21 protein-coding genes are annotated in these 24,404 nt (G+C 68.2%); 15 read left to right on the top strand and 6 right to left on the bottom strand.

The features are described from left to right. Positions 1 to 10: 10 nt before the first annotated feature. The 8 genes from ACQ5SA_RS16335 to ACQ5SA_RS16300 are packed head-to-tail and all read left to right on the top strand — an operon-like array spanning position 11 to position 10,690. Positions 11 to 1,645 (top strand): TldD/PmbA family protein, encoded by a 1,635-nt coding sequence (locus ACQ5SA_RS16335; RefSeq protein WP_499315019.1) that lies wholly within the window; start codon positions 11 to 13, stop codon positions 1,643 to 1,645. A gap of 20 nt (positions 1,646 to 1,665) precedes the next feature. Continuing rightward, a complete protein-coding gene (locus tag ACQ5SA_RS16330; protein ID WP_499315017.1) occupies positions 1,666 to 3,000 on the top strand; it encodes a TldD/PmbA family protein in 1,335 nt (444 codons plus the stop codon). Further along, on the top strand, positions 3,000 to 3,707 hold the full coding sequence (locus tag ACQ5SA_RS16325) for a DUF4159 domain-containing protein (protein WP_025876014.1): 708 nt from the start codon (positions 3,000 to 3,002) through the stop codon (positions 3,705 to 3,707). The genes ACQ5SA_RS16330 and ACQ5SA_RS16325 overlap by 1 nt, the downstream gene beginning before the upstream one ends. A gap of 13 nt (positions 3,708 to 3,720) precedes the next feature. Further along, positions 3,721 to 4,704: an AAA family ATPase gene (locus ACQ5SA_RS16320; RefSeq protein WP_499315015.1), complete on the top strand. Its 984-nt coding sequence runs from the start codon at positions 3,721 to 3,723 to the stop codon at positions 4,702 to 4,704. A 7-nt stretch (positions 4,705 to 4,711) separates the two neighbouring features. Next, positions 4,712 to 5,608 carry a DUF58 domain-containing protein gene (locus ACQ5SA_RS16315; RefSeq protein ID WP_499315013.1) on the top strand — a complete coding sequence of 299 codons (897 nt, stop codon included), beginning with the start codon at positions 4,712 to 4,714 and terminating at the stop codon, positions 5,606 to 5,608. Continuing rightward, complete coding sequence (locus ACQ5SA_RS16310) at positions 5,605 to 6,726, top strand: BatA domain-containing protein (RefSeq protein ID WP_499315011.1); 1,122 nt, start codon at positions 5,605 to 5,607, stop codon at positions 6,724 to 6,726. The genes ACQ5SA_RS16315 and ACQ5SA_RS16310 overlap by 4 nt, the downstream gene beginning before the upstream one ends. Next, positions 6,723 to 8,888 carry a hypothetical protein gene (locus ACQ5SA_RS16305; RefSeq protein WP_499315009.1) on the top strand — a complete coding sequence of 722 codons (2,166 nt, stop codon included), beginning with the start codon at positions 6,723 to 6,725 and terminating at the stop codon, positions 8,886 to 8,888. The genes ACQ5SA_RS16310 and ACQ5SA_RS16305 overlap by 4 nt, the downstream gene beginning before the upstream one ends. Next, a complete protein-coding gene (locus ACQ5SA_RS16300) occupies positions 8,885 to 10,690 on the top strand; it encodes a hypothetical protein (protein ID WP_499315007.1) in 1,806 nt (601 codons plus the stop codon). The genes ACQ5SA_RS16305 and ACQ5SA_RS16300 overlap by 4 nt, the downstream gene beginning before the upstream one ends. A 79-nt stretch (positions 10,691 to 10,769) precedes the next feature. Here ACQ5SA_RS16300 and ACQ5SA_RS16295 read toward each other — a convergent pair whose 3' ends face one another. Both ACQ5SA_RS16295 and ACQ5SA_RS16290 read right to left on the bottom strand, forming a co-directional pair. Beyond that, complete coding sequence (locus ACQ5SA_RS16295) at positions 10,770 to 11,444, bottom strand: hypothetical protein (RefSeq protein WP_499315005.1); 675 nt, start codon at positions 11,442 to 11,444, stop codon at positions 10,770 to 10,772. Positions 11,445 to 11,481: 37 nt separating this feature from the next. Next, entirely contained in the window at positions 11,482 to 12,012 is a 531-nt protein-coding gene (locus ACQ5SA_RS16290; RefSeq protein ID WP_353098218.1) for a hypothetical protein, read from the bottom strand. 240 nt (positions 12,013 to 12,252) lie between these two features. Here ACQ5SA_RS16290 and ACQ5SA_RS16285 point away from each other — a divergent pair, with 240 nt between their 5' ends. From ACQ5SA_RS16285 to ACQ5SA_RS16270, 4 genes are all read left to right on the top strand, one after another. Then, the gene (locus tag ACQ5SA_RS16285) at positions 12,253 to 13,395 is read left to right on the top strand and encodes a hypothetical protein (protein WP_499315003.1); all 1,143 of its coding nucleotides are present in this window, start codon (positions 12,253 to 12,255) and stop codon (positions 13,393 to 13,395) included. Between the two features lie 79 nt (positions 13,396 to 13,474). After that, positions 13,475 to 15,964 carry a DEAD/DEAH box helicase gene (locus ACQ5SA_RS16280; protein ID WP_499315001.1) on the top strand — a complete coding sequence of 830 codons (2,490 nt, stop codon included), beginning with the start codon at positions 13,475 to 13,477 and terminating at the stop codon, positions 15,962 to 15,964. After that, positions 15,961 to 16,980: a ribonuclease H-like domain-containing protein gene (locus ACQ5SA_RS16275; RefSeq protein WP_499314999.1), complete on the top strand. Its 1,020-nt coding sequence runs from the start codon at positions 15,961 to 15,963 to the stop codon at positions 16,978 to 16,980. Before ACQ5SA_RS16280 ends, ACQ5SA_RS16275 begins: the two co-directional genes overlap by 4 nt. Positions 16,981 to 17,068: 88 nt before the next feature. Continuing rightward, the gene (locus tag ACQ5SA_RS16270) at positions 17,069 to 17,392 is read left to right on the top strand and encodes an I78 family peptidase inhibitor (protein WP_499314997.1); all 324 of its coding nucleotides are present in this window, start codon (positions 17,069 to 17,071) and stop codon (positions 17,390 to 17,392) included. Positions 17,393 to 17,461: 69 nt separating this feature from the next. Here ACQ5SA_RS16270 and ACQ5SA_RS16265 read toward each other — a convergent pair whose 3' ends face one another. Both ACQ5SA_RS16265 and ACQ5SA_RS16260 read right to left on the bottom strand, forming a co-directional pair. After that, positions 17,462 to 19,402, bottom strand: coding sequence for a M56 family metallopeptidase (locus tag ACQ5SA_RS16265; protein ID WP_499314995.1), 1,941 nt, complete (start codon positions 19,400 to 19,402; stop codon positions 17,462 to 17,464). Between the two features lie 3 nt (positions 19,403 to 19,405). Then, positions 19,406 to 19,792, bottom strand: coding sequence for a BlaI/MecI/CopY family transcriptional regulator (locus tag ACQ5SA_RS16260; protein ID WP_499314993.1), 387 nt, complete (start codon positions 19,790 to 19,792; stop codon positions 19,406 to 19,408). Between the two features lie 229 nt (positions 19,793 to 20,021). On the opposite strand from ACQ5SA_RS16260, the gene ACQ5SA_RS16255 reads away from it, so the two are divergent. Then, entirely contained in the window at positions 20,022 to 21,080 is a 1,059-nt protein-coding gene (locus tag ACQ5SA_RS16255) for a serine hydrolase domain-containing protein (RefSeq protein WP_499314991.1), read from the top strand. Here ACQ5SA_RS16255 and ACQ5SA_RS16250 read toward each other — a convergent pair. Further along, on the bottom strand, positions 21,077 to 22,204 hold the full coding sequence (locus ACQ5SA_RS16250) for an SDR family oxidoreductase (protein WP_499314989.1): 1,128 nt from the start codon (positions 22,202 to 22,204) through the stop codon (positions 21,077 to 21,079). The genes ACQ5SA_RS16255 and ACQ5SA_RS16250 overlap by 4 nt on opposite strands. Positions 22,205 to 22,421: 217 nt before the next feature. Here ACQ5SA_RS16250 and ACQ5SA_RS16245 point away from each other — a divergent pair, with 217 nt between their 5' ends. Continuing rightward, complete coding sequence (locus ACQ5SA_RS16245) at positions 22,422 to 22,730, top strand: putative periplasmic lipoprotein (protein WP_100461762.1); 309 nt, start codon at positions 22,422 to 22,424, stop codon at positions 22,728 to 22,730. 3 nt (positions 22,731 to 22,733) lie between these two features. On the opposite strand, the gene ACQ5SA_RS16240 is transcribed toward ACQ5SA_RS16245, so the two are convergent. Further along, positions 22,734 to 23,792: a DNA topoisomerase IB gene (locus tag ACQ5SA_RS16240; protein ID WP_499314987.1), complete on the bottom strand. Its 1,059-nt coding sequence runs from the start codon at positions 23,790 to 23,792 to the stop codon at positions 22,734 to 22,736. Positions 23,793 to 23,908: 116 nt separating this feature from the next. On the opposite strand from ACQ5SA_RS16240, the gene ACQ5SA_RS16235 reads away from it, so the two are divergent. Continuing rightward, on the top strand, positions 23,909 to 24,298 hold the full coding sequence (locus ACQ5SA_RS16235; protein ID WP_230111476.1) for an I78 family peptidase inhibitor: 390 nt from the start codon (positions 23,909 to 23,911) through the stop codon (positions 24,296 to 24,298). Positions 24,299 to 24,404: the final 106 nt, after the last annotated feature.

Here is a 24,404-nt window from a genome sequence, read left to right as displayed (position 1 = left end):
GAGAACAGCCTTGCACAGACGTGACTTCCTGGCCCTGACCGGGCTTACCGCAGGCGGCCTGATCGTGCCGTCGTTCTTCGGCAAGGCGATCGCCGCCGAGCAGCTGCAGAGCACGCTGGACCTGGTGCTGAAGAAGCGCCTGGCGGATGCGGCACTCGCCGCCGCGCGTCAGGCGGGCGCCACCTACTGCGACGTGCGGATCGGCCGCTACCTGCGGCAGTTCGTGATCACCCGCGAAGACAAGGTGCAGAACGTGGTCAACACCGAGTCCACCGGTGTGGGCATCCGCGTGATCGTCAACGGCGCCTGGGGCTTTGCCGCCACCAACGCGCTCAGCACTGCCGACGTGGCCCGTGCCGCGCAGCAGGCCGCAGCCATCGCCAAGGCCAACGCGGGCGTGCAGACCGCGCCGGTGCAGCTGGCCAAGGCGCCGGGCGTGGGCGAGGTCAGCTGGAAGACGCCGATCCGCAAAAACGCGATGGAGGTGCCGATCAAGGAGAAGGTCGACCTGCTGCTGGACGTCAACGCCGCGGCGATGGGCGCCGGTGCCAGCTTCGTCAATTCGATGCTGTTCCTGGTGAACGAGCAGAAGTACTTCGCTTCCACCGACGGCTCCTACATCGACCAGGACGTACACCGCATCTGGGCACCGATGACGATCACCGCCATCGACAAGGCCAGCGGCAAGTTCCGCACCCGCGAAGGCCTGTCCGCACCGATGGGTCTGGGCTACGAGTACCTGGATGGCGCCGCTGCCGGCAAGGTGCTGACGCCCAATGGCGTGGTCAACTACGGCTCCTCCTACGACATGAAGGAAGATGCCATCGCAGCGGCCAAGCAGGCGCAGGAGAAGCTGAAGGCGCCGTCGGTGAAGCCGGGCAAGTACGACCTGATCCTCGATCCGTCGCACACTTGGCTGACCATCCACGAATCGATCGGCCACCCGCTGGAACTGGACCGCGTGCTCGGTTACGAAGCCAACTACGCCGGCACCAGCTTCGCCACCCTGGACAAGCGCGAGCAGCATTTCCAGTACGGCAGCGAGCAGGTGAACATCTTCGCCGACAAGACCCAGCCGGGCAGCCTCGGCGCGGTGGCGTACGACGATGAAGGCGTGAAGTGCAAGCGCTGGGACCTGATCAACAACGGCAAGCTGGTGGACTACCAGACCATCCGCGACCAGGCCCACATCCTCGGCAAGACCGAATCCGATGGCTGCTGCTATGCCGACTCGTGGTCCAGCGTGCAGTTCCAGCGCATGGCCAACGTGTCGATGGCGCCGGGCAAGTCGCCGCTGAGCGTGTCGGACATGATCAAAGACGTGGAAAACGGCATCTACATCATCGGTGACGGTTCGTTCTCGATCGACCAGCAGCGCTACAACGCGCAGTTCGGCGGCCAGCTGTTCTACGAGATCAAGAACGGAAAGATCACCCGCATGCTCGAAGACGTGGCCTACCAGATCCGCACGCCGGAGTTCTGGAATGCCTGCACCGCCGTCGCCGATGAACGCGATTACCGCCTGGGCGGTTCGTTCTTCGACGGCAAGGGCCAGCCCGGCCAGGTCTCGGCGGTCTCGCACGGGTCTTCGACCGCGCGCTTCAACGGCATCAACGTCATCAACACCGCACGCAGCCTCGGCTGATCGGTCAGGAGCCCTTACACATGAGTATCTTCACCGAAGCCCAGGCCAAGGCCATCCTCGACAAGGTCATCGCCCTGTCCAAGGCCGATGAGTGCACCGCCGTACTGGCGGGGTCGATCAACGGCAACATCCGTTTCGCCCTGAACAACGTTTCCACCAGTGGCATCGTCGACAACACCGAACTGGCCGTTACCGTGGCCTTCGGCAAGCGCGTGGGCACCGCTTCGATCAACGAGTTCGACGACGCCGCGCTGCAGCGCGTGGTCCGTCGCGCTGAAGACCTGGCCCGGCTGGCCCCGGAGAACCCGGAGTTCATGCCGGCCATCGGCAAGCAGAGCTATCGCGCTACCCCGACGTTCAGCGAATCCACCGCCGCCATCGATCCGACGTTCCGGGCCAAGGTCGCCGCCGATTCGATCGCGCCGTGCCGTGGCAACGGCCTGATCGCCGCCGGCTTCCTGGAAGACGGCCAGGGCTTCTACGCCACGGCCAACAGCAACGGCAACTTCGGTTACCAGCGCAGCACCAACTTCGACTACACCTGCACCGTGCGCACCGAGGATGGCCGTGGCTCGGGCTGGGTGGGTCGCAACCTGAAGGATGCGGCCGACTTCAAGGCCGACCAGGACATCCGCATCGCGATGCGCAAGGCGACCGAGTCGCAGGAAGCCAAGGCACTGGAGCCCGGCAAGTACACGGTGATCCTGGAGCCGGCGGCGGCTGCGGGCCTGATCAGCTTCATGATGAACTTCTTCAGCGCGCGCTCGGCTGACGAAGGTCGCAGCTTCCTGTCCAAGAAGGGCGGCGGCAACAAGCTGGGCGAGCAGGTCTACGATCCGCGCGTGAACATGTATGCCGACCCGTGGCATCCGGATGCGCCGGTGCTGCCGTGGGATGGTGAAGGCATGCCGCGCGAGCGCATCGCCATCATCGAGAACGGCAAGATCGCCAACCTCGACTATTCGCGCTTCTGGGCACAGAAGCAGGGCAAGACCGCCAAGGCCACGCCCGGCAACCTGCTGATGAGTGGTGGCGAGAAGAACACCGCCGAGCTGGTGCGTGGCACCCAGAAGGGCATCCTGGTCACCCGCACCTGGTACATCCGCATGGTCGACCCGCAGACCGTGCTGCTGACCGGCCTGACCCGCGATGGCACCTTCTACATCGAGAACGGGCAGATCAAGCACCCGGTGAAGAACTTCCGCTTCAACGAATCGCCGGTGATCATGCTCAACAACATCGAAGAGCTGGGCAAGCCGGTGCGCGTGGCCGGTGACGAGTCCAGCTTCGTGATGATGATTCCGCCGATGAAGCTGCGCGATTTCACCTTTACGTCGTTGTCCGACGCGGTCTGATGGATCGTCGGGCCTGCCTGCGCTGGTTGGCCGCTGCCGCTTCTGCGGCGGCGCTGCCGGCATGGGCACAGGCAGGCCCGCGCAGTTCGCGCTACGACTTCTGGTTCACCCGCCTGCAGTACGACTCCGGCGACTGGGACGTGGACGCGCGCATGCCGTCCAACCTGATCACTTCGCTGATCGACTACACCTCCCTGCGGGTGGACCCGCAGGAACGCGTGGTGGCCCTGGCCGACCCGCGCATGCTGGAGGCGCCGTTCTGCTACCTGGCCGGGCACACCCTGGTCGAGTTCAACGCCGCCGAACGGCAGAACTTCGTGCGCTATGTGCGCAATGGGGGCTTTGTTTTCGTCGACGACTGCAACCACGATATCGACGGTCTGTTCGCCACCTCGTTCGAAGCGCAGATGGGCCGGCTGTTCGGGCCGAAGGCCCTGCAGAAGCTACCCAACAGTCATGCGCTGTACCGCAGCTTTTTCCGCTTCCCTGACGGCCCGCCCGCGACCAGCTTCGAGCTCAACGGCTGGGGCGATGACCTGGTGCACGACTACCTGAAAGGCATCGAGGTCGACGGCCGGCTGGGTCTGCTCTACAGCAACAAGGACTACGGCTGCGAGTGGGACTACGACTGGCGCAACAAGCGTTTCCTGGCCGAAGACAACACACGCTTCGGCGTCAACATCGTGATGTACGCATTGAACAATTGAACGGACCACGCCCATGACCTCCCCCGACTTCGATTCCCTGCTGCCGCGCCTGCACGATCTGCGCGCCGCGCTCGCACGCGCGGTGGTTGGCCAGAACACCGTGGTCGAACAGCTGCTGATCGGTCTGCTGGCCGGTGGCCACTGCCTGCTGGAAGGTGCGCCGGGGCTGGGCAAGACCCTGTTGGTACGCTCGCTGGGGCAGGCACTGGAACTGCAGTTCCGGCGCGTGCAGTTCACCCCGGACCTGATGCCCAGCGACATCCTCGGCACCGAGCTGCTGGAAGAAGACCACGGTACCGGCCATCGCCATTTCCGCTTCCAGCAGGGCCCGATCTTCACCAACCTGCTGCTGGCCGACGAGCTCAACCGCACCCCGCCCAAGACCCAGGCCGCGCTGCTGGAAGCCATGCAGGAACGTACGGTCAGCTATGCCGGCACGACCTACACGTTGCCGGCACCGTTCTTCGTGCTGGCTACGCAGAATCCGATCGAACAGGCCGGTACCTATCCCTTGCCCGAAGCACAGCTGGACCGCTTCCTGCTGCATGTGCTGGTCGATTACCCCAGCGAGGACGAAGAGCGGCAGATCCTGGAGCAGACCACAGGCAGCAGCACCGGGGCCGTGCCCAAGGTGATGGATGCAGAGGCCGTGATCGCACTGCAGGCGGCGGTGCGCCAGGTGCATGTCAGCCCCGACGTGCTGGCCTGGATCACCCGCCTGGTCCGCGCCAGCCGTCCCGGCGAGGGCGCACCGGCGGCGATCAACCAATGGGTGAAATGGGGTGCGGGCCCGCGTGCCGGGCAGTCGCTGGTGCTGGCCGCCAAGGCGCGCGCACTGCTGCAGGGACGTTTCGCCGCCACCCGCGAGGATGTGCAGGCGCTGGCCGCACCGGTGATGCGTCATCGCCTGCTGCTGTCCTTCGCGGCCGAGGCCGAGCAGAAGCGGGCCGACGACGTGGTGGCCGCACTGCTGCAGGCCGTTCCATTCCCAGGTTGATCCACCGGTGACCGCAGACACGCCGCTGCTGCTGCCACCCGACCTGCGTGCGCGCTTGCGTGCGCTGCGGCTGTGGCCACGCCTGGCCAGCGGCGCGAGCGGCATCGGTCAACATGCCAGCCGCAGCCGCGGTGCGGGCCTGGAATTCGCCCAGTACCGCGCCTACGAACCCGGTGACGAACTACGCCAGATCGACTGGAAGCTGTACGCACGCTCGGACCGCTTCTTCGTGCGCGAATCCGAGCGCGAAAGCCCGATCACCGTCTGGTTGCTGCTTGATGCCACTGCCTCGGCGGGCCAGTCCGACCGCGCGGCACCTGGACGAAGCCGCCTGGACCACATGCGGCAACTGGCAGCCTGCGTGGTCGAGCTGGCACTGCAGCAGGGTGATCGCTTCGGGCTGTTGACGATCAATGGCGAAGGCCTGCAACTGGTGCCAGCCGCGCATGGCGCGCGCCAGCGCGACCGCGTGCACCTGCAGCTGCACGCCCTGCAGGCGCGAGGCGAGTGGCCGGCCGCCGAGCGCCTGCGACCGCTGTGGGAGCGCGTGCGCCCCGGCGATCTGCTTCTGGCCATCGGCGATGGCTTCGATGACGCCGCCATCGTGCTGCTGGAGCAGCTGGCCAGCGCACGCCGCGAGGTGATGCTGCTGCAGGTGCTGACTGCCGACGAGCGCGATTTCCCCTTTGACGCAGGCCATCGTTTCCGCGACCCGGAAACGGGCGATGAGCTGCTCGGCGATGGTGCCGCGATCCGCGCCGACTACCTGCAGCGCTTCGCAGAAGCCCGCGCCTCCCTGCAGTCGCGGTTGCAGTCCAGTGGCATCGCTACCGCCACCGGTTGGCTCGACCAGCCGCTGGACCAGCCGCTGCAGGCGCTGTTCGGCCGCAGGGGTGGCGCATGAGCCTGCTGTTCCCGCTGGGGCTGGTGGCGCTGGCCGCATGGCTGTTGCCACTGCTGATCCACCTCGCCCGTCGTCATCCCTATACGCCGCTGGATTTCGCTGCCCTGCGCTGGCTGCGCGCCCAGGTACGACCGCGCCAGCGCATCCGCTTCGATGATTGGCCGCTGTTGCTGGTGCGCCTACTGTTGCTGGCCGCACTGGCCCTGCTGCTGGCGCGCCCGGCGCTGACCGGTCCTGCCCCGGTGCCAGCCGCGTGGACGGTGGTGGCACCGGGCCTGGACGCGACCGCGCTGCGCGGCACCGCCGAGGCACGCAACTGGCATTGGCTGGCACCGGGCTTTCCGACCATCGACCAGCCCACGCCGATGGACGCTGCATCCCTGCCCAGCCTGCTGCGCGAGCTGGATGCACAGCTGCCGGCCAGCACCGCGCTGACCGTGCACGTACCCGATCCCTTGCCCGGCCTTGATGGCGCCCGCCTGCAGTTGTCGCGCGAAGTGCAGTGGCAGCCACACACGCTGGCCCTCACCGCACCACCTCACGCCGCCGTGGCACCACGCCTGCGTACGCGCAGCGATGCACCCGCGGCTGCGCAGCAATGGCTGGGCGCGTTGCAGCGCGCGTGGAACACGCAACCACTGGCGGCGCCCCTGGCCGACGATGCGTTGCCGGATCGCGGCGAGATCGGCATATGGAACGGTGCCGATGTACTGCCTGGCACCTGGCAGAGCTGGCTGCAGCAGGGCGGCACGGTGCTGACCGCTGCCAAGCCCCCAGCGGGTGCGGCCGTCCTGCTGCGTGATGCAGACAATGCGCCGCTGCTGTGGCAGCAGCGCATCGGCCAAGGCCGCCTGCTGCATCTGCCCGGCGAATGGAACGCGGCCCGTAACAGTGCACTCCGCGATGGCAGCCTGCCGCGCGACCTGCTGCAGGCCCTGCAACCTCCATCGACCCCACACCTGGGTGACGCGCAGGATCAGGCGCCGAGTCGCGCGACATTGCCCGCGGCAACGCCGCCCCTGCGTGAACCCACTTCCTGGCTGCTGCTGGTGATCGTGCTGCTGTTCGCGCTTGAGCGCTGGATGGCGAGCAGCGCGCGACGCAGGGCGGCACCATGAAGACGCTGCAACAGGCATGGCAGCGCGCACGTCGACGCCGCGCGGCGATCGCCGCGCTGCTGGGCCTGCCGTGGGCGTTGGCGGCGGCGGCACTGACGCTGCGCTTTTCGGGGTTTGATATCGCCTGCATCGTGGCGACCGTGGCTTTGCTCATCATTGCGACTGAAGCGACGACACGCGCTCGGCAGCTGGACCGACGATGGCTGCAGCGCAGGCTGGATGCCAGTGGTGCCAGCGAAGACAGCGCCGACCTTCTGTTTGCCGATGTCGCTGCGCTCAATCCATTGCAGCAGCGCCAGCGCATGCACGTGCTGGCGGCGATTGAACGCAACCTGCCCGAGCTGCGCCCACGCTGGCCGCGCAGGGCAATGGCCCTGTGCTGGATCGGCGGCATCGCCGTCGCTGTGCTGGCGCTGGGTTGGCCGCACAACGCTGCACCGCGCACTGCCGCCCTTGCGACACCGCAAAGCAACGCCAAGGCCGGTCCACTGCGCCTGCAGTCCACCCGTCTGCGCATCGATGCACCGGCCTACACCGGCCAACCCACGCGTACGCAGAACGCACTCGACGCCAAGGTCGCCGCCGACAGTCGCCTGTCCTGGTCGCTGCGCTTCGACCGCGCCCCCGGCAAGGCCTGGCTGCAGTTCCACGATGGCCGTCGCCTTCCATTGCACGAGCGCGACGGTGAATGGCAGGCGCAGGACGTGGCGCGTAGCCCGGCGCTGTATCGCGTGGTCAGCGAACCGGCGCTGGCCGACACCCGCCTGCATCGGCTCGACGTGGTCGCCGACCGTGCGCCCACGGTGCGCGTGATCGAGCCGCCTGCCAGCCTGGTGCTGGGCACCCCCGGGCAGCGGCAGTGGACGCTGCGCTTCGAGGCCAGCGACGATCATGGCGTCAGCCCGCAGGCGACGCTGTCGATCACCACTACCCAGGGCAGCGGCGAGAACATCACCTTCGTCCGGCGCAGCGTGACGCTCAGCGGCAGCGGCGAGGCGACGGCACGGCGCTTTGCCCATACCCTCGACCTGGCCGCTCTTGGCGCACAACCCGGCAACGATGTGATCGCCCAGCTGGAAGTGCGCGACAATCACGCGCCGACTGCACAGACGGGGCGCAGCAGCAGCGTGATCCTGCGCCTGCCCAGCACCGAAGCGGTGCTCGGTGCCGAACTGGAAGGCCGCATCAAGAAGACCCTGCCTGCGTACTTCCGCAGCCAGCGGCAGATCATCATCGATGCCGAGGCCTTGATCCGCGAACGCCGGGGCGTGGCCACCGATACCTTCGTCAAGCGCAGCGATGCGATCGGCGTCGACCAGCGCATCCTGCGCCTGCGCTACGGCCAGTTCCTGGGCGAGGAAAGCGAGGGCGCGCCGAAGCCGCCGACGACCAGCGACCTGCCCACCAGCGATACGCCCGCGGCAGACGCACACGATGACGATCATGACCACGATCACGGGGCGCAGGCCGGCGCACACGACGAGCACGGCCACGACCATGGCGGCGCAGCCAGCGGCAGCGACACGCCACCGGTGTTCGGCAGCGCCACCGACGTGCTGTCCGAGTACGGGCATACCCACGACCACGCCGAGGCGGCGACGCTGCTTGACCCGCAGACGCGCGCCACGCTGAAGGCGGCGCTGGACCAGATGTGGTCGGCCGAAGGCGAACTGCGCCAAGGGCGCCCCGAGCAGGCCCTCCCGTTTGCCTACAAAGCGCTGGCATTCATCAAACAGGTCCAGCAGGCCGAGCGCATCTACCTCGCGCGCGTCGGCCCGGAGCTGCCGCCGATCGACGAGAGCCGACGCCTGAGCGGCGACCGTACCGGGTTGGCCAGCCGCGCACTGCCACTGTCCGCACACACGCCCCCCGACCCGGCCGTCGTCGAGGTCTGGCAGCGATTGGGCGACGATGGCAGTACACCCGACCTGGACATGCTGGCAGCCTGGCAGCAGCGCAACAGCGCCTACCTGCCCGACGCACTGGACCTGGCTGCCGCCATCGAGCAACTGCGCATCCAACCCGGCTGCACCGATTGCCGGCAGCGCCTGCGTGCGCAGCTGTGGCGCGCACTGCAGCGGCCACTGCCGCAGGTCATGCGACGCCGTGCCGCCGACGCCATGGGGCAGCGCTACCTCGACGCGCTGGAGACGCCGCCATGAGCACATCGACAGTGAACGTGTGGATCGCGCTCCTGCTCGGGCTGATCGTGCTCGTCGCCAGTGCGCGCCAGTTGCGTTCGCCCACGCGCGGTCGCGACCATCTGATCGTCATGCTCACGCTGCAGGCCGCCGCCGCTGCGCTGCTGTACGTCTGCCTGCTGCCGCCATCACAGCGCGTTCCCCTGACCGGCCTGGTGGTGATCGGCGCCGAGGCCGACAAGGCGGGTGCGCTGCCGGCCGGCGCCACCCGGGTGCTGTTGCCGGAAGCAACGGACGTGGCCGGTGCAGCGCGCGTGCCGGACCTCGCCACCGCATTGCGCCGTTATCCGTCCTCCATGGTGACTCTGGTCGGTGCCGGCCTGACCGCGCGTGATCGCGATGCCGCACTGCCCACCGATACGCGTTGGCAGGCAGCGCCTGCACCCAATGGGTGGATCGCTCTGCAGCCGCCTGCGGACGCAGCTCCCGGTGCACGCTTCGATGTGCACGCACAGGCACGCGGCGTGGAGCGCGCGCAGGCCGAACTGCTGGACCCGGCCGGCGCCGTGGTCGATCGTGCACCACTGGCAGCCGATGGCCGTGTACAGCTCAGCGGCATCACCCGCGCCGAAGGCCGTAGCGTGTTCCAGCTGCGCCTGCTGGATGCGCAGGGCCATGTAGTCGACAGCGTGCCGGTGCCGCAGCAGACGCTGGCCGCCGCTCCGCTGCGCCTGCTGGTGCGCTCTGCTGCACCGGGTGCCGAACTGAAGTACCTGCGCCGCTGGGCCACCGATGCCGGCATCCGCGTGCAGGTGCAGGCCGAGACCGGCGCAGGCCTCAGCCTGGGCGACGGCAACGTGGCGTTGGACGCGTCCACGCTGGCGCGCAGCGACCTGCTGCTGCTCGACGAACGCAGCCTGGCCGCACTCGGCGCCGGTCAGATGGCGGCCGTACGCCAGGCCCTGCGCGACGGCCTGGGCCTGCTGGTGCGCAGTACCGGCGCGCCATCGGCCAGCGCGCGGCAACGCCTGCGCGAGCTCGGCCTGCCCGTGCAGGGCGATGCCAGCAGCCAGATCGCGGCAATGCCCGCCGAGGGTGACGCGACGATGCTGCAGGCACGTCGCGGGCCCGTTGCCGCCGGCACCCTGCCCACCACTGATGGCGAAGCAGCGGACCGCGCGTCGCACGCGACGGCGCTGCCGACGCTGGAGTACCTGGCGTTGCAGGCTGCCGACAGCCGCGCCCTGCTGCAGGATCGCGAGGGCAAGGCCATCGGTGGCTGGCGTGCCGTCGGCAAGGGTCGCATCGGCATGCTGCCGATCACCGACAGCTGGCGCTGGGTACTGGCCGGCCGCGAGGATCGCCATGGCGAGTTGTGGAGCTCAGTGTTTGCCACCCTGGCACGCGCGCAGGCTGGCACCGAAGGCCCATGGTCGCCACAGGCACTGGCTTGGGCCAGCGAACGCCAGTCGCTGTGTGGCGTGCAGGCGCCGCTGCACGCCTTCGACACACACGGCAAGGACGTACCGCTGATCGTCGACGGCGGTACCGGCACAGCGCGATGTGTGGGCTGGTGGCCGCACCAGGCCGGTTGGCAGCGTCTTCAGCACGGCGACCGCACGCACTGGCGCTACGTATTCGATCCGAAGCAGGCGCCAGCGCTGCACCGGCAGGCGATCATCGATGCCACCACACAACGGCTGGCCATTGCCGCACCGGCAACCGCGCAGGCGGACCAGCGCGTACCGGGACCGCGCTGGCCGTGGTGGTTGGCGTTCGTGTTGTGTGCATCGCTGATGTGGTGGTTTGAGCGGCGGCGTTGAGCCTATGTGGTTGCCGGCGTTTCATCCACGCATGGCGTGGATCTACTGACTCCATGCGTGAATCGACGGACTGCGTCGTTCAACGTTTCCCCGCGCGCCGGTACACACCGTTGAAGCGCACGTTCATGCCGCCGCACTCGCTGTTGTCGGCCACGATCAGCACGTCCCCCAGCAGCTGCGCGTGCACCGTGCAGGTGTCCTCCACGAAGTCGACCTGGGCGCCACGCGGCACCGCCTGCGCGCTCACCGCGCCGATGTTCGGGCCGCCCGGGCGCTCAGCCGGCGTCGGATTGGCCGAGGGCCAGTAAGCGTCGCCTTGCACGTGCAGCTGGCCGTCGCGCACGCGGATCTGCAGGCCGTTGTCACTGTCCTTCCAGTCTCCCGACCAGGCCTGCAGCGTCGGAGCGGGAACCGGCAGCGCTTGCAGCTTGCTGCGATCCACCCAGCCTGCGCTGCCACCCACCTTGTTCGGGAAGAAGGCGCAGCGGTAACCGCCAAGATCGCGCCCGGTCACCACCGTATCGCCGCTCACCACGTAGCTGCGCTGGCGGCAGGCGGGTTCGCCTTTCGCCGGGCAGCCGTCCATGTCACCCAGCAGGTACAGGCGCGGCGTGCCGATCACCTTGGCCAGGGCAAAGCCCGATTGCTCCGAAGGAAACGCGCCATTGCGGCAGGAACCACCATCGGTCAGGTCGCTGGCCAACGCAGCAAGCGGGCTCAGCGTGGCAAGCAGGAACAGGGAGCGCAGCAGCATCCGGGCGGCCTCGAAGGGAAGGCCCGCAGGATACCGCCTACTTCTCCGGCGGCGCGCCGCAACCGTCCTGCTGTGCGCAGAACTGCAGCGCGCGCCGTTGCTGCTCCGCGCTCAGTTCCGGTGGCGGCCGGGCGATGGCCGACTGGATCTGGTCCGGGCCGCCGGTGAGCTTGTTCACGCCCTTCGCGGCCGCCATCACGCCCTTGACCACGCCCATCATGATGTAGCCACCGGCCATGCTGACCTGTTCGGGCGACGGCGGCTCGCTCCAGTTGCGGCTGAAGCGGTTGTTCTCGGCCTTCAGCGGGTTCTTGAAGCGGTACAGGTCCAGCGGCTGGTCGTCTTCAGGCTTGAGCGCACGCACTTCACCCAGCGTGGTGACATCCCCCTGCGCAGGCGCAGCGACGACAGGCATGTCATCAGCGGCGGGCGGCGTAGTGGGTGCCGGTACGGGACCAGGCGCGGGCACGGGTACGGCCGCAGGTGCCGGCTGCTGCGCCTGCACGATGCCCGCCAGCAGCATGCTGGCCAGAAGTGCTCCCTGCGTTGCGCGTTTTGCCACAGCCATCCGCCCTTGCCTGTTGCGTCCAAGTGTCGAGGATACGGATGCAGGCTTCAGATTTCGTTGGCAACCATGTGAGCGTTCAGGGTGTGTCGCGCATCACCGGACCCGGCCGGTGCGCCGAAGTTTGCAACAATCGTCATTCCCATCAGGACGCTGGGCCGACAAGCTGCGGTATTTCCCGCTACCCCTGTCGACCATGGCACCGCCCTCCACCTCCATGTCGCTGCAGCGGTTCAGCCGCTGATGACCCGCGCTGCGCTGCTGGTCGTACTCGCACTGCTGTTGGCGATGATTGTTGCCGCCGTTGCCGAATGGACGTCCCGCCTCCGCACCGGGTTGGCATTGCTGCGCCGGAGCAGCGCACTGCGAACGCTGGATGCCGATGAACACGCGGCGCTGGCAACGGTGCGCGCACTGACCGGCTGCGTCCATGGTGACCGGGTGCAGGTACTGCGCGGAACGTTCACCGGAGGCGCCGTCAGCCGCCACTACCCCGTCTGCGACGGCCTGCTGGGCGGCATTCCCGTGCTGCTGCCGCGGCAGGCATGCCCACACCTTGCTGCGGACAATGACGCCGAAGTGGTGCTGAGCGAACGCTGGGCCGTTGTGGTGCGTCTCAATGGATTCCATGTGGCCGCAATGCGACCGGTTGCAGCCGCCAGCCGGATCCGGGGCGAGCGTCTGGAGACACCGGAAGAAGTCGCGATGCGACTCGGTCCCGGGTTGCGCCCGTCCGCGCTGTTGATCGCGGTGCTGGCGCTATGGGCCGCTGCCGACGCGTCCGGCCTGCTCTGCCTGCCCCTGCCGCGTGATGTCAGCTACCTGTCAGGAGTGCCCCTGCTCGCCATTGCCGGCCTGGGGTTCTGGCTGGGTCGACCGCGCCGCAGTGGCCCTGCGACGGCACAGCGCGTGCTGCAGGTGCAGGGGCGCCTGCGCGCATACCAGCGGAACGGACAGACATCGCGGGCGTGGCTGCTGGGCAACGACCTGCGCGTGCAGCTTCCATGGGAGTGGGTGGACGCCGAGGGATTCACCACGGGTCGCTCGATGCGCCTGGATGTACGCGCCTGTGATGGCAAGGTGCTGGCCGCGGGACCCGGTTGGTGCCTGGCCAGCGACCGGCTGCGCTACCCGACCAGCGGGGGGGTCTGGCACCTGGCCTGGCTCGGCCTGCTGCTGCTTTTACTGGTGCTCGGCGTCATCTGGTCGCCCCTGCCGCAACGGCCGGACCTGGGCTGGCCGGGCGTATTCCGTTGGCAGCTGTTTGCGCTGTTGGCGGCATGCTGGCACGTGCTGATGCTCGTCGTGTGTGTTCATCGGTCCGTCCGCCGCAGTGCCGCGCATAGCGCCGCGTTCGAGGCACGCCCGGCCCCCGGCACTGAATGATTCACTCCATCCGGTCGCGGCGTCTCACATGCTGAGATCCATCTGTGGTGCCATGTGAACCCCTGAAAATCGATTTCACATGGCCTACGAACTCGCCAAGCGCACCGCCGATGCGGAGCAGCAGCTCGCTACCCGCGACGGCCTGCCCGCCCGCGACGGTGCCCTGCTCAGCGCACGCCTGCAGCGCCGCTACCAGGACCGCATCACCGGCAGCTTCGCCATTCCCGGCCGCGAGGGCCGCTACGCGCCGATTCCCGAGTCCGTGCCACCGGCCCTGGCGGCGGCACTGAAGGCACGTGGCATCGAGCAGCTCTACAGCCACCAGGCCGAAGCCTGGGACGCCAGCCAGCGTGGCGAGCACGTGGCCATCGTCACCCCCACCGCCAGCGGCAAGTCGCTGTGCTACACCCTGCCGGTGGTCAGTGCCGCCATGCAGGACAAGGCCAAGGCGCTGTACCTGTTCCCGACCAAGGCGCTGGCCCAGGACCAGGTCGCCGAACTGCTGGAGCTCAACCGCGCTGGCGATCTCGGGGTGAAGGCCTTCACCTTCGATGGCGACACTCCCGGCGATGCGCGGCAGGCGATCCGCCTGCACGGCGACATCGTGGTGTCCAACCCGGACATGCTGCACCAGGCGATCCTGCCGCATCACACCAAGTGGGCGCAGTTCTTCGAGAACCTGCGCTACATCGTCATCGACGAAGTGCACACCTATCGCGGGGTGTTCGGCAGCCATGTCACCAACGTGCTGCGTCGGCTCAAGCGCATCTGCGCGTTCTACGGGGTGCAACCGCAGTTCATCCTGTGCTCGGCCACCATCGGCAACCCGCAGGCGCATGCCGAGGCGCTGATCGAAGCCCCGGTCACTGCCATCACCGAATCCGGCGCGCCCAGCGGGCCGAAGCAGGTGCTGCTGTGGAACCCGCCGGTGATCAACCCGGACCTGGGCCTGCGGGCCTCGGCGCGCTCGCAGAGCAACCGCATCGCGCGCATCGCGATCAAGTCCGGGCTGAAGACGCTGGTGTTCGCGCAGACCCGGTTGATGGTGGAGGTGCTGACCAAGTACCTGAAGGACATCTTCGACCACGACCCGCGCAAGCCACCGCGCATCCGCGCGTACCGCGGCGGCTACCTGCCCACCGAACGCCGCGAGACCGAGCGCGCGATGCGTGCCGGCAACATCGACGGCATCGTCAGCACCTCAGCGCTGGAACTGGGCGTGGATATCGGCAGCTTGGATGTGGTGATCCTCAACGGCTACCCCGGCAGCGTGGCCGCCACCTGGCAGCGCTTCGGCCGCGCCGGCCGCCGCCAGCAACCGTCGTTGGGGGTGATGGTGGCCAGCTCGCAACCGCTGGACCAGTACGTGGTGCGGCATCCGGACTTCTTCGCCGAGGCCTCGCCCGAGCACGCACGCATCGCGCCCGACCAGCCCTTGATCCTGTTCGACCATATCCGTTGCGCGGCCTTCGAGCTGCCGTTCCGGGTCGGTGATGGCTTCGGCCCGATCGACCCGGAGGTGTTCCTGGAAGCGCTGGCCGAAACCGAGGTGATCCACCGCGAAGGCGAGCGCTGGGAATGGATCGCCGACAGCTATCCGGCCAACGCGGTCAGCCTGCGTGCGGTGGCCGATGGCAACTTCGTGGTGGTCGACCGCAGCGATGGCCGCCAGCAGATCATCGCCGAGGTCGATTACTCCGCCGCCGCGCTCACCCTGTACGAGGGTGCCATCCACATGGTGCAGTCCACGCCCTACCAGGTGGAAACGCTCGACTGGGAAGGCCGCAAGGCCTATGTCACCCGCACTCACGTGGACTACTACACCGACAGCATCGACTTCACCAAGCTCAAGGTGCTGGACCGTTTCGATGGCGGCGTGGCCGGCCGTGGTGATTCGCACCATGGCGAAGTGCACGTGGTGCGGCGTGTGGCCGGCTACAAGAAGATCCGCTACTACACTCACGAGAACATCGGCTACGGCCCGGTCAACCTGCCCGACCAGGAACTGCACACCACCGCGGTGTGGTGGCAGCTGCCGCAGGCGCTGCTGCTGCGCGCCTTCGCCAGCAAGCAGGACGCACTGGATGGTTTCCTCGGCGCGGCCTACGCGCTGCATATTGTTGCCACCGTCGCGGTGATGGCCGATGCACGCGACCTGCAGAAGTCGGTCGGCAACGGCGATGGCACCTGGATCGCGATTGCCGACCAGAGCGGCCGCGGCCAGCTGCGTGGCAGCGATGGCGAGCCGGGCGCGGTGGAACTGCTGCAGGAATTCGTGCCGACCGTATACCTGTACGACAATTTCCCCGGTGGCGTCGGTCTGAGCGAGCCGCTGTGGCAGCGCCAGGCCGAGCTGGTGCAGCGCGCGCGCGAACTGGTACAGCGCTGCGACTGCAGGGCGGGTTGCCCGGCCTGCGTCGGCCCGGTGCTGGCCGCGCAGGAAGAAGATGAAACCTCGCCGCGTGCGTTGGCGCTGCGCGTGCTCGACCTGTTCGATGCGCAGGCCTGCCAGCATGTCGCCGACGTGGTGGTGAGCACGCGCGACCCCGTGGAGCTGATTGCCCCGTGAGCCTGAGTCTGGACAAGCTGCGCCTGCTGCGGAAGCAGGCCGGTGACCCGAAAGCGGCCACGCCTGCCGCGCCGGCGCAGGACTCGCCACCGGCACCGGTGGCCGCCAACGATGCGCGGCAGCCACCGGCCGAGCGTTCGGTGTTTGCCTGGGTGGAACAGGAGATCCGCCACAAGCCGACCGGCACCGCCACCACCGCGCCTGCGCCGCCAGCACTGCGACGGCCCGAGGTCGGCAGCCTGCATCGCCTGCTCGGCATGCGTTCGCGTGGCGGACCTGCGCCGGCACGCGCCAGCGCGCAGGACCGGCAGCTGCCCGGCGAAGAGATCGCGCCCGGCCTGTTCCTGATCGAGTCACTGCAGCCGCAGGCCATTCCCACCGCACCGCTGTCGCTGGCGTTCGCCAAGCGCGAAGACCAGCACGTGGCTGCGCGCGACCTGTTGTTCTTCGATACCGAAACCACCGGCCTGGCCGGTGGCACCGGCACCCGTGCCTTCATGATCGGCGCCGCCGACTGGCACGTGTGCCCCCAGCGCGGCGAGGGCCTGCGCATCCGCCAGTTGCTGATCTCCACGATGGCCGCTGAAGAAGCCATGCTGGCCACCTTCGCCCGCTGGCTGCAGCCGCATACGGTGTTCTGCAGCTACAACGGACGCAGCTACGACGCCCCCCTTCTGAAGACGCGCTACCGGCTGGCCCGACAGGCCGATCCCATCACCTCGCTGGACCACGTCGACCTGCTGTATCCCACCCGCCGCCGTTATCGCGGCACCTGGGAGAACTGCAAGCTGTCCACCATCGAGCGGCAACTGCTGCGTGTGGTGCGCGAAGATGATCTGCCCGGTTCGGAAGCCCCCGCTGCGTGGCTGCGTTTCCTGCGCGGCGGCGATACGGTGAATCTGCGCCGGGTGGCCGACCACAACCACCAGGACGTGGTGACCCTGGCCCTGCTGCTGCAGCGGCTGGTGCGGGAAGAGCAACGCGAACGGGAGACGCTGGCGCTGGTAAGCGGATGATCGGGGGGACGGATTCAGGCCGCGTTGACATCGCTGACACGCGGCCCGGCGACACTGCCGCTACCGAACGTCACCCAGGAGTATTCCCATGCGTCGATCCTCCCTGTTGCTGCTTGCGGCCATCCTGCCACTCGCGGCCTGCAGCCACGCCGGCAGCGGCAGCGCCGCCGGTACCGGCAGCCTGCCGGCCAAGGTGTCCGATGGCCCGCAGGAATGCAGGCCCGATGCGTTGGAGGCTTTCACCGGCAAGATCGCCGACGAAGCGACGATCAAGAAGCTGGTGGCCGACAGCGGCGCGCGCAATGCACGCGTGGTCAAGCCCGGCATGGCCGTCACCATGGACTTCCGCCAGGACCGCGTGACCGTGCAGGTGGATGCGCAGAACCGCATCGAGCGCGCCAGCTGCGGCTGATCGATCCGGGGTAGTGCCGGCCGCTGGCCGGCACCCCCACATTGCCGGCCAGCGGCCGGCATTCCCCGATTACAACTGCTCGGCCTTGCCGCTGGCCAGCGCACGGGCGATTACCTGCTCTGCCTGTTTCGACGCCTGTGCCTGCAGCCGTGCCTGACGCTCACCCAACGCGGCCTGTTGACTGCCCAGTGCCGCCTGCTGGCTTCCCAGCGCAGCCTGCTGACTGGCGAGACGGCTCATTTCGCGGCTGCGCGCGGACTGCAGCGCCTGGTTGCGGGCAACCTGTGACGCCCGCTGCGCTTCAGCCGCCGCCTGCCGTGCACTCTTCGCATCGTCCACCGCGCCACGGGTGGCCCGCGCCGCTTCGGCTGCCGCTTCACGGTTGATGTCGCGATCGTTGATCGCGTTGCGTGCAGCCCGTGCGGCGGCGAGGGCGATCTCACGCGCCTCTTCACCCTGCAGCCTGCCCAGCTCGCCCTGCTCGCGACCAAGCTGGCCCTGCTGACGGCCCAAGACACTCTGCTGGCGGCCCAGCTCACTCTGCTGGCGGCCCAGATCGGCGGCGCCGGCATAGGCACGCTGCAACGACTGGATCAGCATCGGATCACGTACCACGTAGCGCTTGTCGCCTTGGCGGAACCACAGCGCCGGGCCGTCGCCAATCCGGCTGCGCGCCTGCATCACATCGTCCATGCCGGCATTGGCGAACGCCAGGCCGTGGTCGACGAGGACGAAGGCCTGCTGCGGTGGCGTGCCGAGATCGAGCTGACCATGGGTGACGATGGTGGTTCCGGTGTGCGAATGGGTGCTCGTGTCCTGCGCCTCGTACTCGTCAGCGTCGGCAGGTTCTTCCGGCTCAGACGGCTCGGCCCAGTCAGCAGGCTCTGCAGGTACCGCTGCGGCAGGCGGCGCTGCCGGTGCCGAGGGTGCTGCAGGCGCCGCTGGCGGCGGCGGCGCAGGTACAGCGCGCGGCGGTGCCAGCGGCGCAGGCGGGACCGGTGCGGCCACCAGACGCATCGGCGCCACACCCACGGCCAACACCACCAGGGTCAGGCCGATGGCCAGCAGGCGGGGGCACGCCCGGTGCGACTGCAGCGAGAGCAGGCGGCGTTTGAGACTGGTGGTGCTGGGCGCTGCGCTGGCCACGCCAAGGTGCGGCTGCGGCGCCACACCCAGCTGCAGCAACAGGCGGCCATAGGCATGGCGGCTGGCACCATGCTGGCCGACCACGGCCGCATCCACGGCTTCTTCGCGGGCCTGGGCATATTCGCGCACGGCCAGGCGCAGCAGCGGATTGAAGAAGAACAGATGCTGGGCCAGGGCCGGCAGCAGTCCCCATTGCAGATCACGACGCTGCAGGTGCTGCAGTTCGTGGGTCAGCGCCAGATCCAGCGCATCGCCCTGCAGCGCGTTCATTCCTGCCGGCAGCAGCAGCACCGGACGGAACGGCCCGACCAGCTGCGGCGCGTCGACCTGGTCGCTCATCCACAGGCGCGGCGCGCTGCGCAGACCGTGCGCATCCGACGCCAGCTGCAGCGCCTGCACCAGCGCCTGGTCCTCGCACGGATACGACGCTGCCAGCAGCGCGCGGCAACGGCGCCATTCGCCAAAGGTCCGCAACGCCATCAGCAGTACGCCGGACATCCATAGCGCGGCCAGTGCCAACGCCCACCAGGCCACCGGGGTGCTGCCGACATCACCCATCGGCGTGTTCGCCAGCAGGTGCGCCGATGCCTCCGGTGCCATCGTATATATCGCGTCCGCCGCAAGATCCACGGTCGTCATTGCCACCGCATCGGGTGCGGGCAGCCAGGCCAGCTGCAGCGGTTGGCTCCACAACAGGCCGACCACGGCCTGCAGCGATACCAGCCACCACAAGCGGCAGCGGGTGGCCGCCGACAGTGTCGGCAGCGCGCGGCACAGCACGTACACCAGCGCCACCAGCAGCACAGTCTGCAGGCTGGTCCAGCCCAGCCGCTCCAGCATCGGAATCAACATCGAGGTATCCATGGCTCAGTCCTCCTGACGACGCGATTGCAGTTCGGCCACCAGCGCTTCCAGTTCGGCCAGTTCGTTGTCGCTGACCTTCTGCCGCTGCGACAGGTATGCCACGAACGGCGAGACCGAGCCCTGCAGCGTGTTGTCGACGAACTGGGCAACGGCGCCCTGCAGCACGCTCTCCGGGCCACGGGTGGGCTGGTAGCGGTAGACACCCTGCTGCTGCCAACGCTGCAGGTAACCCTTGGCGCGCAGGCGTTCCATCATCGTCAACACGGTGGACCGGGCCAGTCCGCGCGGTTCGCCATAGCCGCTGGCGACCTCGCCGACGCTGGCCGGTGCCTGCTCATCCACATACTGCAGCAGGGCCAGTTCCTGGTCCCCGATGGTCTTGCCACGCATGACAACACTCCCTTGACTACACGTGTCGCTACTGTTGCCATGACGACATCTGTAGTCAACCCCCCGGAAGTCATGGGCCGACGAACGGTAGGGCACGCGGCCGGCTTAAACCTTTTGCACCGGGCGCGCATCCGACCCATGGCCTGACACCTGCGGCAGCCGTCATCGCCGCCGATCTTCCTGCCCTCCGGGATCCCGCATGCCTCGCCAGACGCTACGAACCCTGCTCATGATCATCAGCCTGCTGCCCTTCGCCGCTGTCTCCGCCAACCAGGACCAGGCCAACGACCAGACCCGCCGCTTCATCCGCCAGACCATGCAGGAACAGCGCATCCCGGGCCTGCAGATCGCCGTGGTCAAGGATGGCCAGGTGGTGCTGTCGGAAACCTACGGGCTGGCCAACGTCGAGAACGGCGTGGTCGCCACCCGCAGCACGCGGTTCCCGCTCAACTCGGCCACCAAATCCTTCACCGGCGTCGCTCTGGCGCAGCTGGCACAGGACGGACAAGTGGATCTGGACGCACCGGTCTCGCGCTATCTCGACGACCTGCCCGTGAGCTGGCGCGCGGTACGCGTGCGCCAGCTGCTTGCCCATACCTCCGGCCTCCCCGACATCCTGGATGCACAAGGGTTGCTGGGCGGTGGCTCGGAACAGGCGGCATGGCAGGCAGTCAGTGCGCTGCCGATAGAGGCCGCGGCGGGCGAGCGCTTCCAGTACAACCAGACCAATTACGTGCTGCTGGCGCGGATCATCACGCAGCAATCCGGCATGGCCTACGAACGCTTCCTGGCCACCCGCCAGTTCTCCTCCGCGCGCATGGCACGCACCACGTTCGGTGACAGCTACGACCTGGTCCCGGATGCGGCGACGATGTACAGCTATCTGCCACGCGCAACGGACGCCAAGTATGCGACGCCCCGGCTGTCGCACTGGTTCTACGACATGCCGCCCAGCCTGTGGGCGGGGGGCGGCATCCTCACCACGGCCGATGACACCGCACGCTGGTTGGTTGCCTTGCAGGATGGACGCCTGATGGAGCAGCGCGCGATGCAGCAGATGTGGACGGCCGAGCGCCTCAACGATGGCAGCGCCGGTGACTGGGCCGCAGGCTGGCCGGTGTTCAACACCGCCCCCGACCTGCAGGTGGGGGGCATGGGTGGTGCGCGCTCGGCTTTCATCGTCTATCCCGAGCGCGACCTCGCCGTTGTCGTGCTGACCAATCTGGTCGGCGCCAACCCGCAGCAGTTCATTCCGCGCATTGCCGGTTTCTATTCCACCGCGCGCTAACCGCGCGGCCCACCCATCACCGGCAGGATCACGCCGCTGATGTAACTGGCACAGGCAGGTGACGCCAGGAACACATAGGCTGGCGACAGTTCTTCCGGCTGCGCCGGCCTGCCCATGTCGCTGTCCTTGCCGAACTCGGCCACATCCTTCGCCTGCTTGTCGGCGGGATTCAACGGCGTCCATACCGGGCCCGGCGCCACGCAGTTGACCCGGATGCCGCGCGGCAGCAGCTGGCTGGCCAGCGCCTTGGTGAACGCATGGATCGCGCCCTTGGTGGCCGAGTAATCGATCAGTGCCTTGCTGCCGAACAGGCCGGTTTCCGAACCGGTGTTGATGATGCTGGCGCCCTCGCCCAGATGCGGCAGCACCGCGCGCGCCATCTGGATGTAGCCGCCGATGTTCGTCTGCAGGGTTTCCTGCAGGTGTGCATCTTCCAGGTCTTCCAACCGTTCGCAGTGCAGCTGGAACGCCGCATTGTTGACCAGGATGTCAATGCCGCCGAAGGCCTTGGCCACCTGTTTCACGGCCTTGTTGCAGAAGCGCGGATCGCGCACGTCGCCAGCGATCACCACACAGCGGCCGCCCTCTTTTTCCACGTGCTGGCGGGTCAGCTCGGCATCCTCGGCTTCGTCCAGATGCAGCACCGCAACGTCTGCGCCTTCGCGGGCGAACAGCACCGCCACCGCGCGGCCGATGCCGGAATCGCCACCGGTGATGATCGCGCGCATGCCCTGCAGCTTGCCGCTGCCGACATAGTCCGGGGCGAGGAAGCGCGGTGCCAGTTCCAGCGCATGCTCATGGCCCGGCTTGGGCAGTTGCTGCGCCGGCATCGTCTCCGGCTGACGGCGTGGGCCAGCCTGGGTGGCGGTCTTCTTGGTCGCCTTTTTCGTTGCCTTCTTCGCCGCGCGCAGGTCCTTCGACTTTTCCTGGTCCTGCAGGCGCCGCTGGCGCGCTGCCACGCGGGCCGCGCGCGGATCGGAAGCGGCGGCCTTGCGGGTCGCCGTTTTCACCACGCGCGGGCGCTCGGATGTAGTGGCGTCGGCGGCGGCTGGCACCGCCTGGGTGTCTTTGCGTACCTTCGGCGATGCCTTGCGGCGGGCGGGGGTCTTCTTGGTGGTGGCCATGCAGGTCTCCTCGGGGGGATGGGGGTTGCCGGCCAGCGGCCGGCACTACCGGGGCGCGTGCGCCGCAGTACCGGGGGCGGCGTGCGCCGCTCATGCAGTGTCTCCACGCAGGCTGTTGGCAGCAGTGAGCGCACCGTGTCCATCGCGTGCACGGCATTCATTCCGCCACCACGCCTGTCGTCGCACCCTGCAGGCCACAACACGAGGAACGTCCCCCATGAAACATGCCATTGCCACCGCCGCCGTCTGCTTCGCTCTCGCCGCCTGCAGCAGCAGCCCCGTCGCCCAGATCCAGCCCATCGATGGCGTGATTTCCGGCCAGTGCCATTCGGACATGGTGCGCGGTGCGGTCGGCCTGGCGGCATCGGATGCCACCGTCGAGCGCGCCCGCGTCGACAGCGACAGCCTGCACGTGCAGGTGCTGCGTCACGACGGTCCGCGTGTGCCGCCCGCCAGCGAAGGCGGGGAGCGCCTGACCATCGAAAAGGGCCGCACCAACAACATCACTGCGATCTACTGCGGCTGACCGTTACGACGCGCCGCCGCGCTTGGCCAGGCGGCGCGCACGGCGCAGGACCTTCAGTGTCGCCTGCTCCCACTGCCGCGGGCCGCGCAGGCCGGTCAGCGCGGTCAGCTCGCCCCTTTCCCAACCCGCAAACACGCAGGGATCGATGTAGGCCTTGCGGCATACCGCTGGCGTATTGCCCAGCCGTGCGGCCACCTGGCACACCACCTCGCGCTGCGCCTTGGCCAGCGCGCGCTGGCTGGCCGGTTCTGGCAGCTCGGTGGCGGCGAAGGTCTGCACGGCGGCCAGCGTTCCGCCCCAGGTACGGAAGTCCTTGGCGGTGAAGTCTTCGCCCATCACTTCGCGCAGGTAATCGTTCACCGCCCCTGAATCCACCGGCTGCACGACACCCTCATCGTCGCGGTACTGGAACAGTGCCTGCCCCGGCAGCTGCTGCACGCCACGCACGAGCGCGCCGAGCTTGCGGTCGCCCACTGTCACCTCATGCAGTTGTCCTGATTTGCCACGGAAACGCATCCGCACGCGGCCACCGCGCAGCAGGTCCAGGTGCCGGTTGCGCAGGGTGGTCAGGCCGTAGGATTTGTTTTCCTTGGCATAGGTCTCGTTGCCCACCCGCACCAGCGTATCGGCCAGCAGCGCCACCACCACCGCCAGCACCTTCTCACGGGGGAAGCCGCTGCGCTTGAGGTCGCGGCTGAGCCGCCGGCGCAGGCTCGGCAGCCCTTCCCCGAAGGCGATGGTGCGGTCGAACTTGCCCGCATCGCGAACGGCCGCCCAATCGGGGTGGTAGCGGTACTGCTTGCGCCCGCGTGCGTCGCGGCCGGTGGCCTGCAGATGGCCGTTGGCATGGGCGCAGATCCACACGGCGGTGTAGGCCGGGGGCACGGCCAGCGAGCGGATGCGCTGCAGCGTGGCGGCATCGCGCACGGCGTGCCCATCGGTATCGCGATAGGAGAAGCCTTTACCGGCGCGGACGCGGCTGAAACCGGGCTGGGTGTCATCGACGTAGCGCAGGCCGGCGGCGCGCGCGGCCTCGCGTTCGGGTGTGGAGGTTGCTGGCATGCCTGCAGTCTGCCGATCGGCGCGGCGTGGCCACGTCAATAACGCAAGACAAACACGTGAGGGCGGGTTCGCCGCTATGCTCGGCCTTTCACCGTCCCTTCCATTCCGGAGTCATGATGTCGTTTCCGATCCGCGTCCGTTCCCTCTCCGCCCTGCTGCTGCCGGCCGTGCTGGCCCTGACCGCCTGCCAGGCGCCGTCGCTGGATGAGCAGGATTCGGCCACCGCCCACGCACAGCAGGCCGCCGAGGCCGCCAAAGCCCCGGCCGACGAAGCCGGCAAGGCCACCGAAGCACCGCCGGTCGGCAACTGCGACGCCAGCCAGGTGCAGAGCCTGGTCGGCCAGGCCTATACCGAAGCGCTGGGCAAGCAGGCCCAGGAAGATGCGGCGGCCAAGCAGATCCGCGTCCTGCACCCCAATGACGTCACCACGATGGAGTTCCTGGGCGACCGCCTGAACATCGAAGTGGACGCAAAGGACGTGGTCAGCGGCGTTCGTTGCGGCTGACCAACCCCGCGCCGGCAAGCGTTTGCCGGCGCTTTGGTTGCGCCTGCAACCGTGTATTGCGGCGTTGCAGCAACCTGTGATGTAGTCGAGGCATCCGGTGGCCTCA

It is taken from the genome of Stenotrophomonas indicatrix, assembly GCF_050573115.1.
Classification (GTDB): Bacteria; Pseudomonadota; Gammaproteobacteria; order Xanthomonadales; family Xanthomonadaceae; genus Stenotrophomonas; species Stenotrophomonas lactitubi_A.
The sequence above is the reverse complement of the archived record's forward strand: the minus strand, read 5'-3'. Positions and strand labels throughout refer to the sequence as shown.

Coding starts and splice junctions, on each gene's coding strand:
- ACQ5SA_RS16330 (WP_499315017.1), top strand. CDS start 1,666: ATGAGTATCTTCACCGAAGCCCAGGCCAAGGCCATCCTCGACAAGGTC.
- ACQ5SA_RS16325 (WP_025876014.1), top strand. CDS start 3,000: ATGGATCGTCGGGCCTGCCTGCGCTGGTTGGCCGCTGCCGCTTCTGCG.
- ACQ5SA_RS16320 (WP_499315015.1), top strand. CDS start 3,721: ATGACCTCCCCCGACTTCGATTCCCTGCTGCCGCGCCTGCACGATCTG.
- ACQ5SA_RS16310 (WP_499315011.1), top strand. CDS start 5,605: ATGAGCCTGCTGTTCCCGCTGGGGCTGGTGGCGCTGGCCGCATGGCTG.
- ACQ5SA_RS16305 (WP_499315009.1), top strand. CDS start 6,723: ATGAAGACGCTGCAACAGGCATGGCAGCGCGCACGTCGACGCCGCGCG.
- ACQ5SA_RS16300 (WP_499315007.1), top strand. CDS start 8,885: ATGAGCACATCGACAGTGAACGTGTGGATCGCGCTCCTGCTCGGGCTG.
- ACQ5SA_RS16295 (WP_499315005.1), bottom strand. CDS start 11,444: ATGCTGCTGCGCTCCCTGTTCCTGCTTGCCACGCTGAGCCCGCTTGCT.
- ACQ5SA_RS16290 (WP_353098218.1), bottom strand. CDS start 12,012: ATGGCTGTGGCAAAACGCGCAACGCAGGGAGCACTTCTGGCCAGCATG.
- ACQ5SA_RS16285 (WP_499315003.1), top strand. CDS start 12,253: ATGACCCGCGCTGCGCTGCTGGTCGTACTCGCACTGCTGTTGGCGATG.
- ACQ5SA_RS16280 (WP_499315001.1), top strand. CDS start 13,475: ATGGCCTACGAACTCGCCAAGCGCACCGCCGATGCGGAGCAGCAGCTC.
- ACQ5SA_RS16270 (WP_499314997.1), top strand. CDS start 17,069: ATGCGTCGATCCTCCCTGTTGCTGCTTGCGGCCATCCTGCCACTCGCG.
- ACQ5SA_RS16265 (WP_499314995.1), bottom strand. CDS start 19,402: ATGGATACCTCGATGTTGATTCCGATGCTGGAGCGGCTGGGCTGGACC.
- ACQ5SA_RS16260 (WP_499314993.1), bottom strand. CDS start 19,792: ATGCGTGGCAAGACCATCGGGGACCAGGAACTGGCCCTGCTGCAGTAT.
- ACQ5SA_RS16255 (WP_499314991.1), top strand. CDS start 20,022: ATGATCATCAGCCTGCTGCCCTTCGCCGCTGTCTCCGCCAACCAGGAC.
- ACQ5SA_RS16250 (WP_499314989.1), bottom strand. CDS start 22,204: ATGGCCACCACCAAGAAGACCCCCGCCCGCCGCAAGGCATCGCCGAAG.
- ACQ5SA_RS16245 (WP_100461762.1), top strand. CDS start 22,422: ATGAAACATGCCATTGCCACCGCCGCCGTCTGCTTCGCTCTCGCCGCC.
- ACQ5SA_RS16240 (WP_499314987.1), bottom strand. CDS start 23,792: ATGCCAGCAACCTCCACACCCGAACGCGAGGCCGCGCGCGCCGCCGGC.
- ACQ5SA_RS16235 (WP_230111476.1), top strand. CDS start 23,909: ATGTCGTTTCCGATCCGCGTCCGTTCCCTCTCCGCCCTGCTGCTGCCG.